Here is a 20,160-nt window from a genome sequence, read left to right as displayed (position 1 = left end):
CGGGATGGATATACTAGTTTTATTTTAGGGAGTAAAACTGCGAAAATACTGTAATGTTGAAGCTAACTCTAACAACATTAAATAAGTAAGCGTAAGGTCTTAATTATAAAATGGACTAAATCGGTAACAAGAAATGGTTCAGTTACTGCTGACCATGCTATTGCCCTTTCCGCGGAAGCTTATATGGCACAATTGCCTAAATTTCAACGCCAGTCCCTATGTACTCTCTTATAAAACAGAGCCATTAAATGAGGAACAGTGGGCAGCTAATGGATGGAGAAGAAGAGAAACCATCTGATCAACACGTCTTTCTCTTGATTTCATCTTTGTAATCAATGCTCTAGCTAATTATTTAAAATTTTTCTAATAATACTTCTCAATAGTAGGATGGTTTATTTAACGGGGTGTTGATTTCACTAACGTTCAAGGAATTGGAGCCGTTGATGAATGAGATGGATTTTCTCAAGTAACTCACTTTCCTTTTCTATACCGAATTCCTGATGGATCTGTTGGATTAAAAGTTGCAGAATCGCTTGAAAGATCTCCGGTGGAAGATTAATTATCTTTTTGGGAGTTTATAAAAGTTTTGACAATACGAAATTATAAGAGTAGAGGGTTAAAATGACTAATCTTAATGGAAAAGTAGCAGTTGTAACAGGTGGAGCAAGAGGTATGGGAGCTTCACATGCTAAGAGATTTGTTAACGATGGTGCAAGTGTTGTTATCACAGATATATTGGAGGAAAAAGGGTCAGAATTAGCTAAAGAACTAGGTGAAAAAGCACTGTTTATCCAACACGATGTAAGTAAGACTGAGGATTGGAAGAAAGTGATACAAGAAACTGAAGATACTTTTGGTCCAATAAGTATCTTAGTTAATAATGCTGGTATTGCTATTCTTAATGAAATCAAAGATATGACTGAAGAAGACTATATGAAAGTCATCCAAGTGAACCAACTCTCTGTATTTTTGGGTATGAAAGCAGTCTTGCCATCAATGCAAAGTGCTGGAAGTGGCTCTATTATTAATATAGCTTCCATTTCTGCCATAAGATCTATGAATGAAGGGGTTGCGTACGATGCTGCTAAAGGAGCAATAAATGCTATGACTAAAACTGCTGCTGTTGAATTTGCAAAGTATAATATTCGTGTAAATGCCATTTTACCAGGATTCGTCGAAACTGAAATGGATGCAGGTTTGGACCCTGAATATTTAAATTTTATTTTAAAAGCTACCCCTATGAACAGACGTGCACAACCAGAGGAAGTTTCAAGTTTGGTATCCTATCTCGCATCTGATGATTGTCAATTTCAAACAGCTGGTGAATTCATCATTGATGGTGGACTTACCAAAAGATATTAATCTATCTGATAATTATCCTTATAAACGATGTCTCAATTCATATTAAACTAATTAAAAAGGAACGGCTACGCTTTCATTCTTTTTCAACAAATAACTGAAAACTTTTTGGGAGGTTTTTTGATGCCATATGTTGAGGTTGAAGATGGAATTCGATATTACTATGAAGATGTTGGGCGAGGGCAACCTATTGTTTTTATTCATGGATGGGGAATGAGTCGAAAGGTCTGGGAAAGACAGGTTGTAGATTTAAGTGAAAAATTTAGGATTATTACTATTGATTGGCGTGGATGTGGGGAATCCGATAAACCATCTCATGGCTATGAAATTTCAAAACTAGCAGATGATATTAATCAATTCATTAAAAATTTAAATTTAGATAAAGTGATATTAGTTGGTTTTTCTGCGGGAGGAGCAATTGTAATGGATTATGTAACCCGCTATGGAGGAGAAGCAGTTATAAAGGCGGTATCCGTTGGAGGACCAGTTCCCCGTTATACGTCAACTGAGGAATTTGAACTCGGTATACCACAGGAGGTTGTGAAAGAAACTGTAGATGCACTAAAAACCAATCGGCCTGCTGTTTTACGGAATATTGCAGATGGTACTTTTCACCAAGATGTTGGTCAGCCAATGAAGGATTGGCTTTTTCATATACTTTTAGAACAAAGCTGGTTTTTAGAAAAGACAATGGAAGATCTAGGCAAAATAGACTTACGTGGAAGGTTAAGTGATATTACAATCCCGGTTGCCTTTTTCCACGGCCTTCATGACAAAAATGTACCGATCTCTTTATCAGAACACTCTGCCAAGAACGTCCACAACTCTAAATTAGTTGTATTTGAAAACAGTGCACATGCACCGTTTATAGAAGAAAGTCAGAAATTCAATGAAGAATTGACTTCATTTATTCAATTTCCAAATATGGACAAAATCCCAGGCCAAATTCAATAGAGTGATTTTGCCATCGAGAGCGTAATGATGAAAATTATCGTTAATATTTAAACCTAAGTCAAAGATGAGTATGAGACATATAAGAAACAATTTGCTTAAAAAAAACAACACTAAACATCTCCAGTAAATGTAATTTACTGGAGATGTAATATTAAGAGGATTGTAATTTTTAGAAAGTATATTTTTAGAGGAGGTAAAAAAATGAGTAAATCTATACTTCATATGTCACATTGGGGAGCTTTTGATGCGATTAGTGATGGAGAACGCATTCTAAACACTCGACCTTATGATAAAGACCCAGAACCATCCCCTATCTTATATAATATCCCATCATCTCACCATCATAGGACTCGTATAGATCGTCCTTATGTACGCTCCGGCTGGCTAGAGAATGGTCCTGGTTCAAGTAGTCGTAGAGGTAAAGATAAATTTGTCCCTTTAGAATGGAATGATGCACTAGACTTACTTGCAGAGGAACTTAAGCGCATTTACAGTAGTTTTGGAGCAGAATCTGTTTTTGGAGGATCATATGGTTGGGCAAGTGCAGGTCGCTTTCATCATGCACAAAGCCAGATTCATCGGTTTTTGAATTGTATGGGTGGTTATGTTGATGGCGTTGATAATTATAGCTTCGGTGCTTCAAATGTCCTTCTTCCACATATTATCGGAAGTGTAAATCCGACACTCACAGAAAATCCGTCACTTGAAGCAATAGCAAATCATTCAGAATTAGTAATATTATTTGGCGGAATTGCAACGAAGAATGCGGCAAATAATGCGGGAGGAATAAGTCGTCATAATACAAGGGGGTGGCTTAAGAAAGCACATAATAATGGAACTCGCTTCATACTTGTTAGTCCCTTACAGGATGATATTGCAGAAGAAGCTAATGCAGAATGGATAGCTCCTAGACCTGGATCAGATACAGCTCTTATGTTGGCCCTGGGATATGTGCTTATTTCAGAAAAACTTGTGAGTAAAGAATTTTTGAATAAATATTGCATTGGCTATGAAAAACTCGAAAAATATATATTAGGTAACGAAGATGGTATTCCAAAAACCCCCAATTGGGCAGAAACTATAAGTGAGATACCTGCTCCTACAATATGGAAACTCGCTCGAGATATGGCAGCCCACCGAACACTTATAACTGTAAGTTGGTCACTACAAAGAACTCAGTATGGGGAGCAACCCCTTTGGATGGGGATTGCCCTTGCTTCGATGCTTGGACAAATTGGACTTCCCGGGGGGGGGTTTGGTCATGGATTTACAGGTTCTTTTATTGGTCATAACCCCCGCACAATGAAAGTTCCAGCACTACCACAAGGAAAAAATAATGTAAATAAATATATTCCTGTAGCAAGAATCGCAGATATGTTACTAAACCCTGGTGGAAGTTATCATTATAAAGGTAAAGTTCTAACTTATCCGGATATAAAAATGGTTTATTGGTGTGGAGGAAATCCATTTCATCATCATCAGGACTTAGGACGACTTAGGAAAGCATTCAATTCTTTAGAGACTGTTGTGGTGCATGATTCATTTTGGACTGCTACAACTAGACATGCAGATTTTGTTCTGCCAGCGACAATGAGTATCGAAAGAGATGATCTAGGAATAGGGATGGGGGAGAGCGAACTTTTCGCTATGAAATCCATAACAAAACCACATGGTGAGTCCAAAGATGATTATGAGATTTTTTCCGAACTAGCACATAGATTGCGGATAGGTAAACAGTTTACAGAGGGACGTTCAGTAACTGACTGGCTAAAATGCATGTATGAAAAATTAAGATTAGATCTTAGTGAAATGAAAATACAAGCTCCATCTTTTCAAGAATTTTGGGATATTGGAACATATCAATTGCCGACTGAAGATGCACCCCAAAGTATGCTAAAGAAGTTTCGTGATGACCCGACTTTGCATCGTCTTGGAACTCCTAGTGGAAAAATTGAAATCTTTTCGTCAACTATTGAAAGTTTTGGATATAAAGATTGCGCTGGACATCCAAAGTGGTTAGAGCCTAAAGAATGGCTTGGTAGTGATATAACAAAACATTATCCGCTTCATATGATTGCTAATCAACCAAAAACACGCCTTCATAGTCAACTAGATGTAGGTGATTATAGTCAAAAAAGTAAAATTTCTAATCGCGAACCACTCCGAATGCATCCAGATGATGCTAGAAAACGTAATTTATCTGATAAAGATGTGGTTGAAGTTTTTAATGATAGAGGAAGTTGTCTAGCTGGACTATTGATAAGTAAAAGTGTGCGTCCAGGAGTTGTACAGCTTTCTACCGGGGCATGGTATGATCCAGATGAAAATGGAATGTGTAAACATGGCAACCCTAATTCTTTAACGGCTGATAGACCCACTTCAAATCTATCTCAAGCCCCCACGGGACAACACGCCCTAGTTGAAGTACGTAAATATACAAAAACATTGCCTAAGCTTACAGTAATGGACCCGCCATCTATTGTTAAATGATTAAAATAGATGGTGTTGCAATTATGGCAGAATAATTTATTGACTTCTTTGGAAAAGGTATTGAAACTGCACATAATACCGCTAAAAATAAGGTCAAAAAAATTCTAACCTGTATTATTCATAGTCTTCATCTTAATCGCTACTAAACGTAGTAGTGACAAGCGATTTCTTGGTGCTTTTTATTCGAATTATATTCGAATAAGTTAAATTAATAAAAATGTTCATAATATTCACTAAATATAGAGGTTGTAATTTTTGGGGAATATGATATTGGAACCGTTATCCCGTTGCAGCTTCTGGAAAAAATAAAATGTACCCTATGTTGTAGGGGGTTGACAAACTCGTAAAGGGAGATTCCTAGAGGATTGTTAAAAAGTTTTGGGGTATGGGGACATGGACATAGGTCTGTCCCCGAACTCAAAAAATTTAGACAAATTATTATTAACTAGTAAGGATTGTTCTCTGTATTCAACAGGGATCAATCCTTAATGAAGAAATAGTTAAAAATGGAGCCTTATATTTTAAAATTGAGGGGGAAGTTTATTCTGAATAAACTAATAAAGTGAAGGGACGGAAATAAAATGACTTTAAGTCAAAGCCTTGCTAGTTTCATTGTGAATACAAAATTCGAAGATTTACCACAAGATGTAGTAGATTTCGCGAAAATTTGTATTTTGGATTGGATGGGTTCGGCGGTCGCCGGGAAAGATTTGCAGCCCATTAAAATCATAGATGACTTTGTAAGGGACATGGGTGGAGCGCAACAGGCAACACTGGTAACTGGCGGAAAGTCCTCTGTTGCACAGGCAGCTTTCGTTAATGGAGCAGCAAGTCACATTGTTGAACTTGATGATATTCATAGGGGATCTATTATACACGCAGGTACGGTGGTTATTCCCGCTGCACTAGCTGTTGCCGAATGGAAGAACAAATCGGGTAGGGATTTAATTGAGGCAGTAGCCATTGGTTATGAAGTGTGTTATCGAATAGGAGAAGCAGTTACTCCGTCGCATTATTATTATTGGCATAATACCGCAACGTGCGGTACCTTTGGAGCAGCAGCTGCTGCAGCTAAATTATTGGATTTAAATACAGAACAAATTATGCACACCCTTGGTTCTGCAGGCACTCAAGCATCTGGACTTTGGGAGTTCATCGAAGATGGTGCTATGAGTAAACAACTGCATCCGGGTAAAGCTACCATGAACGGTGTCATTTCGGCACTGCTTTCTAAAAGGGGTTTTACAGGAGCTAGCCAGATTTTAGAAGGACGTCGAGGGTTCTTTGAAGCAATGTCTAAACAATACGATCCTACTAAAATTACAAATCAATTGGGCGAGATCTTTAAGATTATCGAAAACTCGTTTAAAATTCATGCCTCCTGTCGTCATACGCACGCAACCATGGATCTGGCAATTGATCTGTCAAATGAACATGATCTTAAAGTAGAAGATATCGAGGAGGTCACGGTACAAACATATCAAGTGGCTCTTGATATAACAGATAATGCACAGCCGAATACCGTTTACGCATCGAAGTTTAGTCTGCAATTTTGTACTGCATTAGCTCTTGTGAAGCGACAAGGAGGGTTACTGGACTTCACAGAAGAGTCATTGCATGATCCTGTGATTCGGGGGCTCATGGAAAAAGTAAAAGTAGGGGTGGAACCATCCATTCATGAGGCGTATCCAGAAAAATGGGGTTCCTCGCTTCAAATTCAGTTAGCAAACGGTGAAATAGTTCAAAAACAATCAGAGTATCCAAAAGGAGATCCAGAAAATCCTCCGACAAAAGGAGAAATGGTAGCTAAGTTTAAACAATTAGCTAGTAAACTACCGGAAAAACAGATTCAAAACTATATAAATGATATTTTACATTTGGAAGAACTACCAAATGTAAAAACATTTTTTACAATCCAACATCAAAACTCATTCACTATAATTAAATAAATTGGAGCTAGTCGGTGACAGCAGAATCATTCTGTCCGTTTACAATATATTTGTCATCAAAAGGGGATATTCCTTTAAAACTAAGGGATATCCTCCTTTTCTTAAGAAAAATTTTCTAAATTAAACAAATTCTTTTCATCTCCACGTGGAAAGGCGCATCGCTGCCCCACTTGTGGGGCGAAAACGGATCATGTCCATGAAGTTATGGGGGACCGTATCGCGGCGTACCGCAGTGCGTTTCCATGGTCCATTATGATGCCAGATTAATTGACTGATTGTAGCTTCTTGAGGGTATCCATATTTCTGAATCATTGTCTTTGCACCTTCTAATGGTTTTCCGTTCCAATTGGATAAGATTTGGTTCGCATAGGTCTCCATTCTGACACCTCCAAATATATGCCTAAGAGTATTGTATGTAAGGCTCATTTTGTGTTACGTGTTTCCGGCTTCATTTACGAGGGAAGTGATATGTTGTTCGAGATAAGAGTAGAGGTGAAATGGTGATAACACGTTCGGAATTTTTGTCATATTTCATAGCTATATTATTTGTATTAATGATGGTAAGCGTATCCATACTTCTTAATAATCCCGAAGTTATCATTCCAGAAATAGCAGCACTAGCTATAGCCTTCTGGGTATGGAGGATATCAGGATGGATGGACCGGCCGTGGATGATATTTGTTTCTCTAACTGGTACTGCCATCATTGGCTTTGCTATTAACCAATTACCTCTCTTTTACTTTGGGAAGCTGGCATGTACTTTGTTATTAATGTTGACCTTTATGTGGCTGATAAAATCAAATTTGTCTCCTGAATTGACAACAGGACTAATAGCAGTCGTGACCGATGCGACACATAGGATATTCCTTGCTTCTGTAAGTACTCTCAGTGTGATACTTACACTCGGCATTGTCTTGTTTGGGTTGAACAAGAAACAGAAAGAAAAAGTAGAAATTGAGAAGAAGCATATGGTGGTTTTTTTATCCTTGTTAGTATATGGGCGTTGATGACATGGATGACTGGTTATCCTCAGCTTGCAGCCATACCACCAATTTTTGTGGTAACTTATGAAGTATTAAAGGTGTCATCGTACGACAAGAGTACAGCAGCAAATCAAGTAGTCATGTTAAGTATATCTACCACATTAGGTGTTGTTTTGTATATGTTATTGGACTCTTGGGTAGTGATAACATTTATTTCAATGGTGTTGATGTTTTTTTATAAGAGATGATAGGCCGGCGTGTTCCCCTTGTCTTTGCGATGCCCCTGCTACCATTTGTTGTGCCAGGTGAGATGATTCCTTTACTGCCAGTGGGTACATTGTTTTCATCCTGCTTTTTGTTGTTTGCTAGTCTTGCTTATAAGAAGTGGCAAACAAAAGAAAAAAGAGAACATGCGAAATTTTCTCCTTTGCAAAATAAGGTGGAAAACAAACAATAAAAAATAAATTGGAAAGGTAGTTGGGGTGTTTCTAGTCCCGTTGTGTTGTAGTAAGAAATCAATCACGACGGGATGACAGCTCGTATCCTTTACATGTCAGTATATAATATTGAAAGAATTCTCTCTTCTACAACATCTTGAATAAAGGGATTGTTTTGGAGGATCCGTTTCCTTCAAAAAAGATTAAATGAGCAAAGGAGAGCATTAAAAATGGATTCTACAATCAAATATGTCACCAAGGGCCATCATAGAAGTCTTGGAAGGGACAGCAGAGATTTTCAAAAAGTATCATCTTTCTATCTCCAATCCATCGTGAGAAACATTAGTGGAAGATCAAACTTGAATACAGCTGTTGGAAGTTCTACGGCGACTTGCACAGGCGGTGGACGACAAATCATGCCTGGGAAGGAGTAGGTTACTTCATATAAAAGGAAAATCTTCGCAGCTCAACAATTTTAACGAGTTTTCACGGAATGAATATGTAATCCTTAATTTACAGAAACAGTAAACGTCCTAGCCTGCTAGAGAAACTAAGCTGCATAACGCATTTTTGTTATTTTACACATACAGAAATCGTTCACATTATGTTTTTGTTTTCGACTTATGAAACCTATTCATCTAGTATTCAAAAAAATTAATCTCAACTATATACGAAATTTAATTAAATAAGAGAAACGAATGTTTGAAGGTGTAGCAATGACTGAAGCGTTGAATGAATATTGTCCCAAGCTCTACTTTTTTGTCCATCCAAATGTTGATAACAACATCGTCTAGCCTCGTGAAATGGATACCTTGGTCGCCTCTCATATGACGCTTGATTGCTTTTTGGTTTGATATGTGATACCAGTTGTATTCAAGTGGACCTTAATACGTTTTCGTTTCATTCCCACCCCTTAACACACCCTTTTTGTGTCTAAGGGGTCCAGTATAAATTTTCTGTTGCATTCTAATAAAGGCAATGATGTTTTAAAACAAAATCTTTAAATTGTAATGCTGCTTTTGAAAGGTACCCCTTTTTCTTATGAATTAAATAAACTGGACGTTCTATGTTTAGTCCGGTAACGGGTACCAGGTGTATACCGTTAATAGTTGGCACGATTGATTCTGGAACGAAGGCGACACCTTCATTTGCTTTTACTAGACCAATAACACTATTAATTTCTAATCCTTCATAAATGATGTTAAGCGTTTTGTGATGAGAAGCTATTGTAGTTTCCACAAGTTTTTTTAATTCTGTACCTGCCGGGTATTGAATAAATGGTTCTTTTTCTAGCATTTCTAAGGTGATAGGCTCTCTTTCTTTACAAAAATCGTGGTGATTAGATGCAATCAAAACAATTTTATCCCTAAAGAGTGTTGTATATTCAAGTTCAGCAAAGGTCTTATACTGAGTTCCAAATCCAAAATCGATGTCATTTGTAAGGAGTTCTTTGATAATGTTTGGCGCTTTCTCTTCTTGTAAAGATAATGTATAGTCTGGAAATTGCTCCTTGAATTTTTTTAAAATGGAAGGAATGTAAGTAATGCCGAGACTATGAACAAAAGAAGTGGAGACATTACCTAGACTTGGTTCAACCATTTCTTTTAACCGTAGCTTTGAATGGTCCCAGTATTGTACCAGGTGTTTGGCATCTTTAAGAAAAGTCTTACCATAACGATTTAATATAATTTTCCTATTCTTTCTGTCAAATAAAGGAACTCCTATTTCTTTTTCAAGCGAAAGGATAGAGCGGCTCAATGCCGATTGGGATAGCATTAGCAGATCGGCAGCTTTGGTCATATTTTCCTCTTCTGCAACAACTATGAAATTTTGAAGTTGTACAATATCCATTATAAGGTTCCCCTTTTACTAACATTTCATGGTTAAGCCCCTGCATCTCAAGGTTTTTTGAAAATTAAAGGAAGTATCTTCCCAAGTTTTGTATAGTAGTTGACCAAAGAATCAATAAAAGACTAGAGTAGTACTTCCCTACCATTATACGACAAAACTAGTTTGTTTATCATTAAAGAATTATATGACATGCAACCAATCTCCTGTGATTCCTCGTCCTGGATAACACTTACAGCCTATCATCGCCACATGGAAAAAGGCACTTATGAGACAATCGCTCCTTTTTAGAGAGCAATTCCCATATATTATTAGAGAAAAAACAGCACCAAAAGTTCGTTTATCAGTCACAAGTGTACTGGCATGGGAGCTTGCGAGTTTTTTTATGCCTAATTTAACACCTCAAATATTATAGAGTCAGAAATTTATAGTTTCAATTTTAATGCATTATTTACATTGATGAAATGCATAATTGGAATTGTTTTTGAAGTTTCTAAATTATATAATTTCTATTAAAGCTAATACAAAAGTAAGACACATTATTTATTTTTGCACAACCAAAATTATAGGAGGTAATTATTTATGACTATGGTAGAGGAAAAAAACCAAAATCATGAGTTAATCAGGAAAAGCATTCAAAATTTGTGCAAAAAATTTCCTGAATCGTATTGGAGTGAACTTGATGAAAAAAAGGCGTATCCTGAGGAATTTATTCAATCTTTAACAGAGGACGGCTGGCTATCTGTTTTAATACCTGAAGAGTACGGGGGAACTGGGCTTGGTATTACGGAAGCTGGAATAATCTTGGAAGAGATTAATCGCTCAGGGGGAAATTCTGGAGCAGGACACGCCCAAATGTATACAATGGGAGCGCTCTTGAGGCACGGAAATGAGGAACAAAAAAAACGGATATTACCAGATATTGCATCAGGGGCTAAACGACTTCAAGCATTTGGTATTACAGAGCCTACCGCCGGAAGTGATACGACAAGTATAACTACTACTGCCGAGCGCAAAGGGGATTATTATGAAATACATGGACAAAAAATATGGACATCAAGGGCTGAGTATTCTGATTTAATGCTGCTACTTGCACGAACAACACCGAAAGATCAAGTTTCGAAAAAAACTGATGGCTTGAGTTTGTTTGTTCTTGATATGAAAGACCAAGCGGATAAGATCGATATTCGTCCCATAAATACGATGATCAATCACGCTACAACGGAAGTTTTTTTTGAAGGAGCTAAAGTACCTGTTGAAAATTTAATTGGTGAGGAAGGCAAGGGGTTCCGTTATGTGCTTAGTGGGATGAATGCAGAGCGAATTTTAATAGCTTCTGAAAGTGTAGGCGATGGCATGTACTTTATAGACAAGGCTGTTAACTATGCAAACGAACGAGTGGTATTTAATCGTCCGATTGGTAAAAATCAGGGTGTGCAATTTCCTATTTCGGAGTCATACATGGATATTCAGGCAGCCAAACTAATGAGAGACCGTGCAGCTACATTATTTGATGCGGGAGAAAAATGTGCAGAAGAAGCCAATATGGCAAAATACCTAACATCGGAGGCTACATGGAAAGCAGCGAATGCGGCAATGACGACGTTCGGTGGTTATGGGTTTGCTACAGAATATAACATTGAACGAAAATTTAAGGAAGCACGACTCTATATTGTAGCCCCAGTTACAAATAATCTTGTATTAAGTTATATAGGTCAACATGTTTTAAGTCTTCCACGATCTTTCTAAAAGAGTTAATAGGGGGGATATAGAAATGAATGTTAAAAATGGATGGAATGGTAGATTTTTTGAAGACTTTGAAGTCGGTGATATATACTCTCATCCGCTTGGCAGAACGATAACGAAAACGGACAATATTTGGTTTACTATGTTAACACAAAATACAAATCCAATTCATTTTGATCAAGTGTATTCAGAGCAAACAGAATTTGACCAACCGCTTGTGAATTCAACCCTTACTCTTGCTCTAGTAACAGGCCAATCAGTAACTGATCTTTCCCAAAATGTCATGGCAAATCTAGGGTGGGATGAAATACGTCTACCTTATCCAGTGTTTGAAGGAGATACTATCTATTCTTATTCAGAAGTTTTAGAAAAAAGAGAGTCAAAATCACGTTCAAACGTAGGTATCATTCGGGTCGAAACCAAAGGATATAACCAAAAAGGCAACATTGTAATCGAATATAAACGAACGTTCATGGTTTATAAACGTGGTGGTGGCCCTGAACAAACAGATAAATTGTTAACAAAAGTCCTTGAACAAAGACAAGAACGATAACTTAATAGATTAATTCTGGCCCATATGTGATTGTAATAAGGGAGCTGAAAGGTTGATTAGTGTTCTTAATTTTTTGACTAATTAATGATAAAGATAATGACGTGGGAAGAAAAAGGTGCGTCACTGAAAAAACTTTAACTTGCTTGAGCAATTGTCTAGACCACTGGTTTTGCAGCCGTCCCAAATTCAAAGCATACCGCTCATTAATTGCAGGCCCCACTAATGGTTGGAGCGTCAATATTGTGGATTACTGCCACCGCAGAACCTATTAATGCATAAATGAAAATTTAGGGTTCCTCCAAACTATAAAGGTTGGTGAATTCTATGGGTGATAAATGAGGGCGAAGAAAAAACGAGTTGTGACGGGACGGGGCTAGTAAACACATTAAGGAGGATTCGAATGTTGCCATTGCAAGGAATTACAGTAGTGTCCATTGAACAGGCTGTTGCTGCTCCCTTCGCTACAAGACAATTAGCTGACTTAGGTGCTAGAGTTATTAAGGTAGAGAGGCCAGAGGGAGGAGATTTTGCTAGAGGATATGATACGACAGTAAATGGAATGTCCAGTCACTTCACTTGGCTTAATCGATCAAAAGAATCTATTACACTGAATTTGAAAGAAAATAAGGATAAAGAGGTTCTTGAAAGACTTTTGGCACAAGCTGATGTTTTCATCCAGAACTTGGCTCCAGGAGCTATGGGAAGGCTAGGTTTTGACCCGGAAGAATTATTGAAAAAGTATCCGAGGTTAATTTCAGTTGGTATTTCTGGTTATGGAAGTAATGGATCGTATAGGGATAAAAAAGCCTATGATTTGCTTATACAATGTGAAGCAGGAGCAGTTTCTGTTACTGGTACAGAAGAAACACCTTCAAAAACAGGGATGTCCATTGCAGATATTGCAGCAGGTATGTACGCATACACCAGTGTGTTAACAGCTCTTTTAGCCAGAAACCAAACGAACAAAGGGGATGTTATTGAAATCTCTATGCTCGAAGCTCTCGGTGAATGGATGGGCTACCCTATGTACTATGCCAATTACGGCGGAACGGAACCTAAACGAACAGGAGCAAGCCACGCAACCATCTATCCGTATGGACCATTTACGTTAAAAGACGGAAAAACGGTTTTCCTAGGTATTCAAAACGAACGAGAGTGGAAACAATTTTGTGACCAAGTGCTTCAGCTAGAAGAGCTGGCAGAAGATCCTCGTTTTGAGAGTAACTATAAACGGGTTGAAAATAGAGAAGTATTAGAGACAATAATCGAGGAGACGTTTCAGCAGCTTACTTCGGAAGAAGTGATACAGGGGCTGAATGAAGCGAATATTGCAAATGCCAGATTAAATACAATGAAGGAATTTATGGACCATCCTCAGCTTAAAGAGAGAAAGCGTTGGGGTGACGTGGAATTACCAAGTGGGGAAAGAGTAAAAGCACTCATTCCACCGTTTACTGCGAAGAACCTTGATTACGTCATGAACCCTATTCCTGCGTTAGGAGAGCATACCGATAAAATATTAAAAGAAATTGGGATATCGAGAGTAGAGTAGTAACTAATCAACATACAGAGTGAACATTTAGGAGGAAGTGACATGTTAAGACGATCATGGTTATTCGTTCCTGGGAACAATAGGACACTACTTCAAAAAGCAGAAACTCTTGAGGCTGATATTATTATTTATGATTTAGAGGATGCCGTAGCGATAAACGAAAAAGAGGAAGCTCGTAAAATAGCTATCGATGCCCTTTATTCTAGTAAAAAAAACGTTTTTGTACGTGTGAATTCTCTTGAATCTCCTTATTATATGGATGATATTGATTATTTTCTCAAAAACTATCAGAAAGAGTTAAGAGGAGTGGTTCTACCAAAAGCGTCTGACAGTAATCAGATCAAATTAGTGGAGAATATCCTACAACATTGTGAGGACAAGTATAGAGTGCAAGATCCGCTTGAGATTGTACCTATTATTGAAAATGCTACTGGGCTCCAATTTTGTTATGAAATTTCAAATGCATCACCCCGTATTAATCAAGTTGCATTCGGGGCAATAGATTACTCCTTAGATGTAAATATTACACCTTCTAAAAATGGTTTTGAATTGATGTATGCTCGTGCTCACATAGCTAACGCTTCCCGAGCTGCAGGAATACTTCAACCAATAGACACAGTGTATGCGAATTTTAATCATATTGATGGACTTCAGGAAGAAGTAGAAATTGCGAAAAGACAAGGGTTTGCGGGTAAGTTAATAATTCATCCAAACCAAATTCAAGTCGTTAATAAAAGCTTTGTTCCGACAGAACAAGAGGTTTTAGAGGCGCAAAAGATTTTGAAGGTAGCTGAAACAACAGGACAGTCAGTTTTCCAACTCAATGGAAAAATGATTGATGAACCTTTAATAAAAAAAGCCCGACTTACCCTACAAAAGTCTAATTTTTAAGTGATTGGAAGTGGGGGTTACGGATAAAATTCGATACGGAGGTGTATAGATATTAAATCACAAAGGGAGGAGATTAAAATCATAAAAAAAAATAACGTTGAAAAGATTCAAGGATTATTATATATCTCCGTTCAAGAAAAAGGATTCACTCATCCAAAAACAATAAAGCTAAGTCAACAATTAGACGTAGAGATAAATAAGGTTCTAAATCAAATGTTGGAGCAGGGTGATTGTTCACATTTGCTGGATTAATTTCAGATGATGAACTTCACGATGATTACGTGATTCCCAGTCCTTTTGACCCTAGGGTTGCTGATCAAGTAACAGAAGCTGTTTCTAAAGCTGCCATTGAAACAGGTGTTTCTCGAATGAACCTTAATGATTCATCGTCGTTTTCTGTAAAAAAATACAAAGGTAAGAAAAAATCGCTATTCCGGGTAATCCAAATTGGTTGGTCAAAGCAAATAAGGAGTTAAATATCGAAAGTAAGTACTATTTGTTTACCATTTTGGATTATCAGTGTTTTCGATTTTAAATTAGGATATACAAAAGGACAACTTGGAAATTGGAGGGGGAAAATTCCCCTGGTCTACTCGACTGTTGATGCTGCCACTGATAACGTTGGGTACGGCTTAGTAACACCTCTTCAGTAGAGCTTTTTGTCTTTGAGATGGCGTACCGATAGCGATGTGTGCTGGTTGGTATGACACTGCGTTCGTTCGAACTCCTTTTTGGATTGCAGGTTTGTTTAGTGTGTCGAAGCTATGGCTTTTTCATCGGTACCCCTTCCATGATATTGGTGTTTTTTATTGCCGGCCCCCAAAGGAGGAATTGGATGAGTAGTTTAGGAGAAATAAACAAAATATTAGTAGCAAACCGCGGGGAAATCGCTATAAGAATTTTCCGTGCGTGCACAGAGTTACATATTCGAACAGTGGCTGTGTACTCGAAAGAGGATACAGGTGCTTTCCACCGCTATAAGGCGGATGAAGCATATTTAATTGGGGAAGGAAAAAAGCCTATAGATGCATATCTTGATATTGAGAGCATCATTGACACAGCAAAAGCAAATGATGTAGATGCTATCCATCCTGGGTATGGCTTTTTGTCAGAAAATCTCGAATTTGCGAAACGCTGTGAAGAAGAAGGCATTATCTTTATAGGTCCTAGAACAGAGCATTTGCACATGTTTGGAGATAAAGTGCGAGCAAGAGAAACGGCAATTCAAGCAGGTCTTCCAGTTATACCGGGAAGCGATGGTCCCGTATCAGAACTTGCTGAGATTCAAGAATTTGCTGATGAAAATGGTTTCCCTTTTATTATAAAAGCATCTCTTGGCGGGGGCGGACGCGGCATGCGGATTGTCCGCAGCCAGGAAGCATTGGAAGAAGCTTACAACCGCGCTCGTTCTGAGGCAAAGTCTTCTTTCGGAAGTGATGAAGTATATGTAGAAAAATTTATTGAAAATCCAAAACATATAGAAGTACAGATACTTGGTGATATGGAAGGTAACATTGTTCATCTTTATGATAGGGATTGTTCCGTACAGCGCCGTCACCAAAAAGTAGTGGAAATTGCACCAAGTGTAGCTTTGAGCAAAGAATTGCGCGAAGATATGTGTGCAGCTGCGCTTAAGCTGGCGGAGAATATTAAATATTTAAATGCTGGTACTGTTGAATTTCTTGTTAACCCAGACGGTGAGTTTTACTTTATTGAAGTGAACCCACGTGTTCAAGTTGAACATACAATCACTGAAATGGTAACTGGGGTGGATATTGTCCAAACTCAGCTCTATATCGCATCAGGAAAGTCCCTTCACGGTAATGAAATAGGCATTCCATCTCAAGAAGAAATCACAACAAGCGGTTTTGCTATTCAATCCCGTATTACAACAGAAGACCCGGCAAATAATTTCTTGCCTGATACCGGTAAGATTATGGCTTATCGCTCCAGTGGTGGATTTGGAGTTCGCCTAGATGCAGGAAACGGTTTCCAAGGGGCAGTTATTACACCTCACTATGATTCCTTGCTTGTAAAAGTGTCTACCTGGTCCCTTACGTTTGAAGGAGCATCGGCAAAAATGCTTCGTAATTTACGAGAATTCCGTATCCGTGGTATTAAAACAAATATTAGCTTCCTAGAGAACGTTGTGCAGCATGAGGAGTTCCTTTCCGGCGAATACGACACCTCCTTTATAGAAAGTACACCTGAGTTGTTTGTGTTTGCGAAGCGGAAAGACCGTGGCACGAAGATGCTTAACTTTATTGGAGAGACGATTGTCAACGGATATCCTGAATTGGAAAACAAGAGAAAGCCGATTTTTGAGCAGCCAGAACTTCCATCCATTAAACAAAGTGAAGCTTTTCCAAGTAGTTCCAAGCAAATTCTGGATGAAAAAGGACCAGAAGGACTCGCAGATTGGGTGAAAAAGCAACAAGAAGTATTGTTAACAGATACGACGTTCCGCGATGCCCATCAGTCACTTCTTGCGACACGTGTACGTACCCATGACTTGAAGAAAATTGCTGAGCCGACAGCACGTCTTTTGCCGAATCTATTCTCTTCTGAAATGTGGGGAGGAGCAACATTTGATGTGACAATGCGTTTCTTGCATGAAGATCCTTGGGAGCGTCTCTTAACATTGCGTGAAAAAATGCCAAATACTCTCTTCCAAATGCTTCTGCGAGCTTCTAATGCTGTAGGTTACAAAAGTTATCCGGACAACGTTATAAAAGAGTTTGTTGAAAAGTCTGCAAACGCCGGTATTGATGTGTTCCGTATTTTCGACTCTCTTAACTGGATTGAAAGCATGAAACTTACAATTGATGAAGTTAGAACTCAGGAGAAAATTGCGGAAGCTGCGATTTGTTATACAGGAGATATCCTTGACTCAACACGTGATAAGTATGATTTAACGTACTATAAGAACATAGCTAAAGAGTTAGAAAACGCTGGAGCCCATATATTGGGTATTAAAGACATGGCAGGTCTATTAAAGCCGGAAGCTGCTTATCAATTAATTTCTGAATTGAAGTCAACGATTGATATCCCTATTCATCTTCATACACATGACACAAGCGGAAATGGAATTTTGTCCTATGCCCGTGCAGTGGAAGCGGGAGTAGATATCGTAGATGTAGCCTCGGCTTCAATGGCAGGACTCACTTCTCAGCCAAGCGCAAATAGCCTATACTACGCATTAGATGGAAACGAAAGACAGCCGAACATTGATATTAAGGCGCTTGAAAAGCTTAACGAATACTGGGATTATACGAGAAAGTATTATCAAGGGTTTGAAAGCGGTATGAACGCTCCACATACTGAAGTGTACGAGCATGAAATGCCTGGCGGTCAATATAGTAACCTCCAACAGCAGGCAAAAGCAGTAGGCCTTAAAGGTCGCTGGAATGACGTGAAGAAAATGTACCGTCGTGTTAATGACATGTTTGGTGATGTCGTGAAAGTAACGCCTTCATCTAAGGTGGTTGGGGATATGGCTTTATATATGGTACAAAACGACTTAACCGAAGATGATTTATATGAAAATGGAGAAAATCTTGATTTCCCTGACTCTGTCGTTGAGTTCTTCCAAGGTTATTTAGGGCAACCATATCAAGGATTTCCTAAAGAGCTGCAAAACATTATTCTTAAGGGCAGAGAAGCCATTACGAACCGTCCAGGAGAAAATCTGGAGCCTATACGCTTTCAAGAATTAAAAGAAGATCTATATAACATACTAGACCGTCAAGTAACAGACCATGACATTCTTTCCTATGCATTATATCCAAAAGTATTCATGGAATTCGAGAAGTTCCGTGAGCAATTTGGAGACGTCTCTGTTCTTGATACACCTACTTTCTTCTATGGACTTCGACTAGGTGAAGAGATTGAAGTGGAGATTGAACAAGGGAAAACTCTTATCGTCAAGCTTGTCTCTGTATCAAAACCACAGGATGACGGTAATAGAATTGTATACTTTGAATTGAATGGCCAGCCACGTGAAGTAATGATCAAAGATCAAAACGTAAAAACGAATGTTACAAGCCGTCCAAAAGTTGATAAAAGTAACCCGAATCAAATCGGAGCTTCTATGCCAGGAACAGTCATCAAAAAACTGGTGGAAAAAGGAGAATCTGTGAAAAAAGGTGATCACTTAATGATCACTGAAGCCATGAAAATGGAAACAACCGTACAGGCCCCTTTCGATGGAAAAGTAAAAGATATCCATGCTTCAGATGGAGATACAGTTGAATCTGGTGATTTATTGATTGAATTGGAAAAATAATAAATAAACAGTTTGTCTTTCTTTAGTGATATGCTCACCGAAAGGTAGACAGATAAAAATAAATGGCCAAATGAAATTTTTCCCATCACACCGAGGAATGGAGAAGTAGAAAAATGCAGACTCAAAGATGGGTAGGTTCGAAATCGTATAATTCTTACAGGTCAAACAAGCTCTCTTGTCGGAAATAAATAGATAAAGGGAGTTCCCACAATCTCGTGAATTTTGTGTGGTAACAATTTTTTCGAGGTTTGGGGAGGTACTCCCTTTTTTATGCTTTAAAATCCTTCAGTCCGTCGGGCTTATAAATAATGAAATTTATTCTCATAAGAATTGCTTAAGGGTATTGGATTAAGATCGTCAGAAAATGTATGTATTAGTGAAGAATATGGGAATTTCTGATTCAAACGTGTTACAAGTTAGTCAGAAAATAAACAAGAAAACTTTTAAACTTCAAAAGTTGAGGGAATCATCTTAAGATATATAGCAATTGGAAGAAGATGTTTCACAATTGATGGGCAAGCAAAAACCCGGTGAAGTAGGGAAGAAGTTTCTTAGGCGAAAAAGAAAATATTGTAAGAATTAGAAAAAATTATTTGGAAGCTATCAGACAAGAGAGTATGACAGAGCTCGCAGAATTTTTTGGATTTAGTAAGACAACATTATGGAAAAATTTAGATACCAAGCTTAAGTAAAATATGTCTTTACTCATACATCACTATTATTTATCTAACATGAAGGTGGAGTTCTAAATGAACAGCATATTGAGAGGAAATGGATGGGAACGTTTTATAGAAAAAGGAATAGGAACGATTATACATTCCCTTATATCAGGCCAAAAGGTGTGCCTGGTAGAGGCAGATACTGATCTAGGGGAAAGAATACTAGAAAAGATACGGGATGAGTTATTAATAGACTTACGTAACGGTACGATTACTGATGCAGAATTTGAAGATTGTCTATCCCTATTATACTTGCATCAAGGAAGTAAGGTTCCTCATTCCTTTTCCAATCATTTGATTATTAATCTATCATTCACCTGGACTGTTGAAAAAGAATAAGGAAGATGTGAAGTGATCTGATTTTTCAAAAAGCCCTGCCCCATGGACCGTTGGC

The 20,160-nt window shown here is 38.0% G+C and carries 14 protein-coding genes and 2 pseudogenes; 14 read left to right on the top strand and 2 right to left on the bottom strand.

The window, feature by feature from the left end; all coding sequences use genetic code 11:
• Positions 1–621: 621 nt before the first annotated feature.
• The 4 genes from BLT18_RS09275 to BLT18_RS09260 all read left to right on the top strand — a co-directional run bounded on the left by BLT18_RS09275 (position 622) and on the right by BLT18_RS09260 (position 6,752).
• Complete coding sequence (locus BLT18_RS09275; protein WP_091273292.1) at positions 622–1,362, top strand: SDR family NAD(P)-dependent oxidoreductase; 741 nt, start codon at positions 622–624, stop codon at positions 1,360–1,362.
• Between the two features lie 120 nt (positions 1,363–1,482).
• Positions 1,483–2,313 (top strand): alpha/beta fold hydrolase, encoded by an 831-nt coding sequence (locus BLT18_RS09270; protein WP_091273290.1) that lies wholly within the window; start codon positions 1,483–1,485, stop codon positions 2,311–2,313.
• Between the two features lie 201 nt (positions 2,314–2,514).
• Entirely contained in the window at positions 2,515–4,803 is a 2,289-nt protein-coding gene (locus tag BLT18_RS09265; protein WP_091273289.1) for a molybdopterin-dependent oxidoreductase, read from the top strand.
• Positions 4,804–5,384: 581 nt separating this feature from the next.
• Positions 5,385–6,752, top strand: coding sequence for an MmgE/PrpD family protein (locus BLT18_RS09260; RefSeq protein ID WP_091273287.1), 1,368 nt, complete (start codon positions 5,385–5,387; stop codon positions 6,750–6,752).
• 198 nt (positions 6,753–6,950) lie between these two features.
• On the opposite strand, the pseudogene BLT18_RS09255 reads toward BLT18_RS09260, so the two are convergent.
• A pseudogene (locus tag BLT18_RS09255) lies at positions 6,951–7,130 on the bottom strand (hypothetical protein); the annotation flags it as partial.
• Positions 7,131–7,249: 119 nt separating this feature from the next.
• On the opposite strand from BLT18_RS09255, the gene BLT18_RS17980 reads away from it, so the two are divergent.
• Positions 7,250–7,759, top strand: coding sequence for a hypothetical protein (locus tag BLT18_RS17980; RefSeq protein WP_139184725.1), 510 nt, complete (start codon positions 7,250–7,252; stop codon positions 7,757–7,759).
• Positions 7,760–9,138: 1,379 nt separating this feature from the next.
• On the opposite strand, the gene BLT18_RS09240 is transcribed toward BLT18_RS17980, so the two are convergent.
• Complete coding sequence (locus BLT18_RS09240; protein WP_091273283.1) at positions 9,139–10,023, bottom strand: LysR family transcriptional regulator; 885 nt, start codon at positions 10,021–10,023, stop codon at positions 9,139–9,141.
• A gap of 585 nt (positions 10,024–10,608) precedes the next feature.
• Between BLT18_RS09240 and BLT18_RS09235 the strand changes: the two genes are divergently transcribed.
• The 9 genes and pseudogenes from BLT18_RS09235 to BLT18_RS09200 all read left to right on the top strand — a co-directional run bounded on the left by BLT18_RS09235 (position 10,609) and on the right by BLT18_RS09200 (position 20,105).
• A complete protein-coding gene (locus BLT18_RS09235) occupies positions 10,609–11,769 on the top strand; it encodes an acyl-CoA dehydrogenase family protein (protein WP_091273318.1) in 1,161 nt (386 codons plus the stop codon).
• 25 nt (positions 11,770–11,794) lie between these two features.
• On the top strand, positions 11,795–12,319 hold the full coding sequence (locus tag BLT18_RS09230) for a MaoC family dehydratase (RefSeq protein ID WP_091273281.1): 525 nt from the start codon (positions 11,795–11,797) through the stop codon (positions 12,317–12,319).
• A gap of 400 nt (positions 12,320–12,719) precedes the next feature.
• Complete coding sequence (locus BLT18_RS09225) at positions 12,720–13,871, top strand: CaiB/BaiF CoA transferase family protein (RefSeq protein WP_091273279.1); 1,152 nt, start codon at positions 12,720–12,722, stop codon at positions 13,869–13,871.
• A 42-nt stretch (positions 13,872–13,913) separates the two neighbouring features.
• On the top strand, positions 13,914–14,762 hold the full coding sequence (locus BLT18_RS09220; RefSeq protein ID WP_091273278.1) for an HpcH/HpaI aldolase/citrate lyase family protein: 849 nt from the start codon (positions 13,914–13,916) through the stop codon (positions 14,760–14,762).
• A 33-nt stretch (positions 14,763–14,795) separates the two neighbouring features.
• Positions 14,796–15,014 carry an aspartyl-phosphate phosphatase Spo0E family protein gene (locus tag BLT18_RS18775; protein WP_091273316.1) on the top strand — a complete coding sequence of 73 codons (219 nt, stop codon included), beginning with the start codon at positions 14,796–14,798 and terminating at the stop codon, positions 15,012–15,014.
• Positions 15,005–15,238 (top strand): annotated as a pseudogene (locus tag BLT18_RS18180) (hypothetical protein); the annotation flags it as partial. The gene BLT18_RS18775 and the pseudogene BLT18_RS18180, both read left to right, overlap by 10 nt.
• 359 nt (positions 15,239–15,597) lie before the next feature.
• Positions 15,598–19,047 (top strand): pyruvate carboxylase, encoded by a 3,450-nt coding sequence (gene pyc, locus BLT18_RS09205; RefSeq protein WP_091273274.1) that lies wholly within the window; start codon positions 15,598–15,600, stop codon positions 19,045–19,047.
• Between the two features lie 364 nt (positions 19,048–19,411).
• The gene (locus BLT18_RS18770; RefSeq protein ID WP_139184724.1) at positions 19,412–19,522 is read left to right on the top strand and encodes a hypothetical protein; all 111 of its coding nucleotides are present in this window, start codon (positions 19,412–19,414) and stop codon (positions 19,520–19,522) included.
• Between the two features lie 274 nt (positions 19,523–19,796).
• Positions 19,797–20,105: a hypothetical protein gene (locus tag BLT18_RS09200; RefSeq protein ID WP_091273272.1), complete on the top strand. Its 309-nt coding sequence runs from the start codon at positions 19,797–19,799 to the stop codon at positions 20,103–20,105.
• Positions 20,106–20,160 lie beyond the last annotated feature (55 nt).

The sequence above is a fragment of the Alteribacillus persepolensis genome, from assembly GCF_900099605.1.
Lineage (GTDB): Bacteria > Bacillota > Bacilli > Bacillales > Marinococcaceae > Alteribacillus > Alteribacillus persepolensis.
The sequence above is the reverse complement of the archived record's forward strand: the minus strand, read 5'-3'. Positions and strand labels throughout refer to the sequence as shown.